This window comes from Lysinibacillus sp. (assembly GCF_032093475.1).
Taxonomy (GTDB): Bacteria; Bacillota; Bacilli; order Bacillales_A; family Planococcaceae; genus Lysinibacillus; species Lysinibacillus irui.
Genome location: NZ_DAMDAY010000168.1, coordinates 1 through 7242, shown reverse-complemented (window position 1 = coordinate 7242; position 7242 = coordinate 1). Strand labels below are relative to the sequence as shown.

Genomic DNA, 7242 nt, shown 5'->3' with positions numbered 1-7242 from the left:
CAGGAGCATGACGTCCATATTTATAACCTTGCTATCGAAAATACCATTGAAGAAAAAATCTTGGAATTACTTCATACAAAAATAGATGTGTTCGAGAAAGTGGTTGGTGATTTAGATGCCATTTTAACTAACTTTAAAGAATCCGTATGAGGTAAGGAGGAGCAGCCATGTATCCGCAACAAGTCCATCACTATTTAAAGGAATTTTTTTCTGAGAATGACTGTGCCATTTTGGTAGAAGAAAATCATTATTTAACGGTACAACTAACAGTAGATATTGATAAAAGAATTATGAATAGGCCGTTTTACTGGCAGTATATAGAAGCGACGAATAGTGAGCCAAACCCAGCACAAGTAACCTTTATTACAGATCAGTCAGCACTATCAGGCAATGTATTTGGAGAGGCAATTCATTACGGTTCGCCACGTCTAAATCAGCTATTTTTAGCGACAAGGGAGCTTGGTGCATATGTACAATTGTTTGAAAAGGTTGATCGAGATATGGGACAGGTCATTTTAACGCCCTGGCTAGGCGTTAATTTTAAAGTTTCCTATTGCTGTGATCGTACGAAAGAAATGCTTTATTCATTTGGTATCAATTTATTAACGGGTGTTATCAAGGAGGATTTTCATGAAACGATTTGTTCTTCGGATTTTGACACAGAACCCGCAGACAATGTATTTCATGTGCAATATATTATAAAGCCAACGCGAGCGCTTGAAAGATTAAAGGCTACAATAGAGTCAATTATTGAGCAGGACGATCATTCATGGGCAAATGAAGCACAAAAACGATGGCAACGAGATCAACGAGTTTTAGATTATTTTTATGAAGATGTAGAGGAAAAACCAGAATGTTATGAAATTGAAAGAAAAGCATTAGAGGAGCAATATGAATCTAAAATTAAAATTGACATAGTGAATGGCGGATTATTTTATCTCTTTTAAGAAGGAGCTGTCTGAAATAAGGACAGCTCCTTTTCTTTTATGAATCTTCAACCAAGCTCTGTAGCTGAGCCAATTTATTGTCCCAAAATAAATGGAAATATTGCAGCCAATCTTCAATTTCTTTTAAACGCTCGCTATGCAGCGTATAGATTTTCTCTCTACCCTTTTTTTGGGCAGAAATAAGCTCTGCCTGTTCTAATATTTTTAAATGCTTCACGACAGCAGTTCGACTTATGTCAAAATGCTCGGAAATATTAGAAATGGGTCTATCAGTTGCTGCAAGGAGCTGTAAGACATTTCTTCTTGTAGGATCAGCAATTGCTTGAAAAACATCATACTTTACTGCTGATTGAGACATTAGGATTCGGCAATCTCTTTTAATTTTTGATGAATAATCATTGTCCACCCGCCATCCATTTTTGTACGGATAGCTTCAGCAGCTGTGTTGGCTTTAGGGATAATATGTGAAGCTTCCTTCCAGCCTCCATGTGTTAAGGTAAATTCAGTTTGCTGTCCTACTTCTTTTAGCTCAAAAGTTACAAACCAGCCATCCTCATCCCAGGCAAATCGCAGAAAATGTGGGGCATCTACACGTTCTACCTTACAAGGTGAAGGTCCAAAAGGTGATTGAATAGTGAATTCGTGGCCTTCGATAGGTTGAAAATCATTTGGCATAAACCAAGTAGCAATCTTTTCAGCCGTTGCTACTGTTTCCCACACTTTTTCAATAGGGGCGTTTAGTGTAATTGTTTTGACAATATCCTGTAATTGTTCAGTCATGTTGAGTTACTCCTTTGTTGATGATATATAACCATAAGGTGTTATGAATATATAACACCTTATGGTTATATGTCAATAAAAATAATTTCTATCTTTTTGTAGGGCGATGCTTGTGCTACAATTAATTAAAATTTTCTGACAGATGGTGAGGGGATTTTATGGTCAACATATCTGTGTTCTTAGTTATGTGCATTTTGCTCATTATTTTACCTGGTCCTGATACAGCCATTGCCACAAAAAATACGTTAACTGTAAGTAGAAGGGGAGGGTTGCAGACAATAATAGGTTCTTGTTGTGGTTTATTGATTCATACATGTGCAGCAGTTATCGGACTTTCAGCTATTATTGTGAAATCTGCCTATATATTTGCCGTATTAAAGTATGTTGGAGCGGTTTATTTATGTTATTTAGGTATAAAAACCTTGTGGACACTTCGAACAATACGCACACAACCGCCTGTTGTAGAAGATGTGGAAAGCATGGATCACAAATATTCTCAGCAATCTTGCTTTAAGCAAGGGTTTCTAACAAATGTGACAAATCCAAAGGTCGCTGTATTTTTCCTAACATTTCTTCCGCAGTTTGTGGACGGTACAAGCGGGACATTTTTTCCTTTTTTAATAATGGGTTTAATTTATACAGCATTAACCATGTTATGGTTTGTCTTTTATGTCTATCTTTTAGATCGAATTAGCGCATTTATGAAAAGGCCATCGACGAAGGCTATTATCGAAGGGGTAACTGGCGCTGTGTTAATAGGCTTTGGAATTAAATTAGCATTAGAAAAAGCCCACTAATTTTGTTGGGCTTTTCTAATGTAATATAAAATGTTAGAAGAAAAGGAATCCTATGCTAATAATGATTCCGGTATAAATTAAAATAAACAAACAGAAGCCCATAATATCTTTTGCCTTTAACCCAGCAATAGCAAGAGCAGGCAAAGCCCAAAATGGCTGAATCATATTCGTCCATGCGTCTCCCCATGCAATTGCCATAGCTGTTTTCGCATAATCTGCCCCTAATGCCGTCGCAGCATCTAACATAATAGGCGCTTGCACAGACCATTGTCCACCACCTGATGGAACGAAGAAATTGACTAATCCTCCTGAGAAGAATGTAAATAGATAGAAAGTATGTTCATTGGAAATACTCACAAACCATTGAGAGAACACTGCAGCTAAACCTGAATCTGTCATCATTCCCATAATGCCCGCATAGAAAGGAAATTGAATAACGATACCTGTAGTTGTTTTAATGGCATCCTGTGCTGCCGCAAGGAAACGCTGAGGAGTACCATGAAAAATAATGCCCAAAACAATAAAGATTGTATTGACTACATTTAAATCTAGGGCAAAGCCTTTTGTAATAAAATGATGAAATAAAAAGACAAGTCCAATTAAACCGATTAATATCGTTAAAATATAGCTACGCTCCGAACGACTTGCGAAGTTATTTTCTGGCTTAGGTAGTGCGACTTTTTCTTCCTCTAATAATGAGGGCTCAACTTCAATTGTATCTTCGTCCTTTGGCATCATCCAGCGATTAAAGAAAGGTAAAGTTAAAGCTATTACAATAACAATAAATAAGTTATACGTTGAAAATAGTGTAACATTTGTTGGTATAACACCAATTAAATTTGCAAAAGGATGTCCCTCAGTTGCAATGGACAGGGGAATAGAGCCTGCCAATCCTCCATGCCAAATGATAAAACCCGAATAAGCACTAGCAATTAATAAGCGGTAATCTACTTTCTTTACATGACGAGCAATTTCCTTTGCAAATAAAGCCCCAATGACAAGACCAAATCCCCAGTTAATCCAACATGCTATAAGTGATATGAATGTTACAATAATAATGGCCATGCTTGGTGTCTTTATTTTACTAGCTACAGCTGACAACCCTTTTTTGAAAATTGGGCTATTTGCCAGTATATGTCCAGCTGCTAACACAATGACCATTTGCATCGTAAATTCTAATAATTTCCAAAAATTCCCTCCCCAATAAGTTACCATTTCGAGAGGTGACGAATCAGTAAGAGAGACCCCTAATAACAGTACTAATACTGTGAGTATAGTGACAAATATGTATGGGTCGGGTAAATACTTTTCCATAATAGTATTTGAAATCTTTGTTAATGTTTTCATTCATGAATCCCCTTTCTTTTTTCTGCATCCCCTACACTTAATATTACATAGAGATTATTGCGAATAAAGAGAAAATTTGTATAAGGGACGATAAATAAAACGTGTAATAGAAATAGATGTTTTGGGATTTTAATAAACGTGACCTAAATTAATGTTATTGTAATCATATGAAAGCCTTACAGCTATAGTATTCGGATACAAATTTTTTTAGAAGAAGGACTAGCAATATCAGAGAAGAATTTATTACTATATAGGAGTTTTTTAAAATAATTCATAACAAATTAGAATAAATGAGGAAGATGTTTATGGAATTACGAGATTTAAAAGCTTTTATGGCTGTGGTTGAACATGGAAGTTTTACGAAGGCAGCGAATGAATCGTTTGTATCGCAGCCTTCATTAAGTAAAAGCATTAAAAAATTAGAAGATACATTGCACGTTGAATTGTTAAACAGATCTACACGTAATGTAGAGTTAACAGATGCTGGAGATATAGTCTATAAACAGGGGCAAAAAATAATGCGCTCTGTACATGATTTGCATATTTTACTGGATGATTTATTACATATTAAAACTGGCTCAATCAAGTTAGGAATTCCACCTTTAATTGGTACATTATTTTTCCCGAAAATAGCTAGGGACTTTCATCAACAATATCCAGAAGTCCATTTAGAGCTGGTAGAACGAGGAGCAAAAATGGTAGGTACGTTAGTAGAAAATGGCGAGGTGGACATGGGAATAGTTGTGCTGCCCACTGATGAAAGGAAATTTTCAGTTCAGCCATTTGTAGAGGATCAATTTTTCGTATTTATTAATGAATTACACCCATTAGCTCAACAACAACATATACAATTACAAGATTTAAAAAATGAAACTTTTATTATTTTTGCTGAGGAATTTGCATTACATGATTATGTTATTAAATCATGTAAAAATGTTGGGTTTACACCCTATGTGGGCTATAAAAGTTCGCAATGGGACTTAATAGTTGAACTAGTTTCCTCCAATTTAGGTGTGACACTACTGCCATACTCCATTGCTGCCAAACAAACAAATACTAATGTCAAAATTCTTCCTCTATATAATTTTGACATGCCATGGCGTCTGGGAATTATTACAAAGAAAAATACATATCAATCCTATGCATTAAAACAGCTACTCAAAACAGTTCGTATGCAAGAAGATAAGTGATTTATTCTATTTAGGAATAAATAGTATTCAAATTAATTCCTTTACTTGTAAAATAGCAATGATGTAGAATTTTCCTTAATAAACGAGCAAATTTGGGAGGTTTCGAGATGGGGAATGGGAAGGTATGGAGTTCGTTCGAAGATGCTGTTGCAGATATTAAGGATGGAGATACATTAGCTGTAGGAGGCTTCGGGCTATGTGGTATACCTGAAAAGTCAATTGCAGCATTAGTCCAACAAGGAACGAAGGATTTAACGGTTGTTAGTAATAATTGCGGTGTGGATGATTGGGGACTTGGCTTACTGTTAGCAAATAAGCAGATTAAAAAAATGGTTGCTTCCTACGTAGGGGAAAATAAAATTTTTGAACAGCAATTTTTAAGTGGTGAACTAGAAGTAGAATTAACGCCACAAGGTACACTTGCTGAACGACTACGTGCAGGGGGGGCAGGAATTCCGGGGTTTTATACAGCTACTGGGGTGGGAACGCCAATTGCTGAAGGAAAAGAAGTAAAGGTTTTTGATGGAAAAGAATATATTTTAGAAGAAGGAATTGTTGCTGATTTTGCCCTTGTCAAAGCGTGGAAGGCTGATAAGCTAGGAAACTTAGTATACAGAAAAACTTCGAGAAATTTTAATCCTTTAGCTGCTATGTCTGGGAAAATTACGATTGCCGAAGTAGAAGAGATTGTTGAGGTAGGCGAATTAGACCCAGACCATATTCATACACCAGGGGTTTTCGTGCAACGTGTGTTAGTAGGCGAAAATTATGACAAGCGTATTGAGCGTTTGACGGTGAAAAAGGGGGAAGCATAATGGATACAAGACAGAAAATCGTCAACAGAGCAGTGAAAGAAATAGCAAATGGTATGAATGTCAATTTAGGTATAGGTATCCCAACACTTGTTGCAAATGCAATTCCTGCCGATTACGATGTGCTGTTACAATCAGAAAATGGTCTTCTTGGTATTGGCCCTTACCCAGCTGAAGATGCGGTAGACCCTGACTTAATTAACGCTGGGAAAGAAACTGTCACCGCAGTTCCAGGAGCATCTTTCTTTGACAGTGCAGAATCATTTGCCATGATACGAGGTGGCCACATCGATCTTGCTATTTTAGGTGGTATGGAGGTATCTGAAACAGGAGACCTTGCTAACTGGATGATTCCAGGAAAAATGGTGAAGGGTATGGGCGGTGCTATGGACCTTGTTGTCGGAGCCAAAAGAGTAATCGTTGTAATGGAGCATGTGAATAAAAATGGAGAATCAAAGATTAAAAAGCAATGTGAGCTACCACTAACAGGTAAAGGGGTAGTGCATCGATTAATTACAGACTTAGCTGTATTTGATTTTACACAAGAGGGTATGAAGCTTATAGAATTAGCTGAAGGTGTTACTTTAGAGGAAGTAAAAGAAAAGACTGCTGCATCGTTTAGTGTAGCTTTAGCCTAATAATTTCAGACCTAGGACTGTTCCCTGAATGATTGTAGACATCCTACAATAAACTAAAAAGGGAGCCATAACGATGAAACAACAATGGACAAATGAATTAGCAGTTGCACAGGTTAGAATAGCAAGACCCACAGATCGAATCAAAGAAATCGAACGTTTTTACTGTGAAGGTGTCGGATTAAAGAAAATTGGTTCTTTTACAGGACACAGAGGCTATGAAGGTATAATGATTGGCCTACCAAATGCAAGCTATCATCTAGAATTTACTGAGCATGTGGAGGGAAGTCCGTGCCCAGCACCAAGTAAGGACAATCTTCTAGTGCTTTATATTCCAAACAGCGAAACGATTCGGCACATTTCAGATAGACTAGCACTCATGGGATATCCTGAAGTAGAGCCTGAAAATCCTTATTGGGCAGAGAAAGGGGTAACGATTGAAGACCCTGATGGTTGGCGATTAGTATTAATGAATACTGAAGGAATATAAATAAAAAATAAGAGCAAGAGCTATCTGATATAGTCTCGTGTTTTTTTATGATGTAAAATACCCTAGATAGTATATACGAAAAGCATGGCAAAGGAATTTGGTATCCAACTCACTCCAAGATAAAACGGCCTTTTATATTAGAAGGTATAAAGCGGTATGTAAAATAACATGAAAGATACCCCTGCATGTATGAACTGCCCCGTAAAAGTTAGACACCAATCTAACTTTTACGGGGGTTTTTTTA

At 36.8% G+C, this 7242-nt stretch carries 9 protein-coding genes and 1 pseudogene; 7 read left to right on the top strand and 3 right to left on the bottom strand.

What is annotated here, in order from left to right:
• A pseudogene (locus RT445_RS22245) lies at window positions 1–150 on the top strand (ATP-dependent helicase); the annotation flags it as partial.
• Between the two features lie 17 nt (window positions 151–167).
• Window positions 168–947, top strand: coding sequence for a YqhG family protein (locus RT445_RS22240; protein ID WP_274795362.1), 780 nt, complete (start codon window positions 168–170; stop codon window positions 945–947).
• Window positions 948–984: 37 nt separating this feature from the next.
• On the opposite strand, the gene RT445_RS22235 is transcribed toward RT445_RS22240, so the two are convergent.
• Together RT445_RS22235 and RT445_RS22230 are read right to left on the bottom strand one after the other, a co-directional pair.
• On the bottom strand, window positions 985–1305 hold the full coding sequence (locus tag RT445_RS22235; protein WP_274795363.1) for an ArsR/SmtB family transcription factor: 321 nt from the start codon (window positions 1303–1305) through the stop codon (window positions 985–987).
• Entirely contained in the window at window positions 1305–1727 is a 423-nt protein-coding gene (locus tag RT445_RS22230; protein WP_274795364.1) for an SRPBCC family protein, read from the bottom strand. The genes RT445_RS22235 and RT445_RS22230 overlap by 1 nt, the downstream gene beginning before the upstream one ends.
• 158 nt (window positions 1728–1885) lie before the next feature.
• On the opposite strand from RT445_RS22230, the gene RT445_RS22225 reads away from it, so the two are divergent.
• Complete coding sequence (locus tag RT445_RS22225) at window positions 1886–2524, top strand: LysE family translocator (protein ID WP_312507655.1); 639 nt, start codon at window positions 1886–1888, stop codon at window positions 2522–2524.
• 33 nt (window positions 2525–2557) lie between these two features.
• Here RT445_RS22225 and RT445_RS22220 read toward each other — a convergent pair whose 3' ends face one another.
• Window positions 2558–3871 (bottom strand): short-chain fatty acid transporter, encoded by a 1314-nt coding sequence (locus RT445_RS22220; protein WP_312507654.1) that lies wholly within the window; start codon window positions 3869–3871, stop codon window positions 2558–2560.
• 305 nt (window positions 3872–4176) lie between these two features.
• Here RT445_RS22220 and RT445_RS22215 point away from each other — a divergent pair, with 305 nt between their 5' ends.
• The 4 genes from RT445_RS22215 to RT445_RS22200 all read left to right on the top strand — a co-directional run bounded on the left by RT445_RS22215 (window position 4177) and on the right by RT445_RS22200 (window position 6998).
• Entirely contained in the window at window positions 4177–5061 is an 885-nt protein-coding gene (locus tag RT445_RS22215; RefSeq protein ID WP_274795367.1) for a LysR family transcriptional regulator, read from the top strand.
• 107 nt (window positions 5062–5168) lie between these two features.
• A complete protein-coding gene (locus RT445_RS22210) occupies window positions 5169–5876 on the top strand; it encodes a CoA transferase subunit A (RefSeq protein WP_312507653.1) in 708 nt (235 codons plus the stop codon).
• A complete protein-coding gene (locus RT445_RS22205; RefSeq protein ID WP_274795369.1) occupies window positions 5876–6511 on the top strand; it encodes a 3-oxoacid CoA-transferase subunit B in 636 nt (211 codons plus the stop codon). The genes RT445_RS22210 and RT445_RS22205 overlap by 1 nt, the downstream gene beginning before the upstream one ends.
• A 73-nt stretch (window positions 6512–6584) precedes the next feature.
• Window positions 6585–6998, top strand: coding sequence for a VOC family protein (locus RT445_RS22200; RefSeq protein ID WP_274795370.1), 414 nt, complete (start codon window positions 6585–6587; stop codon window positions 6996–6998).
• Window positions 6999–7242: the final 244 nt, after the last annotated feature.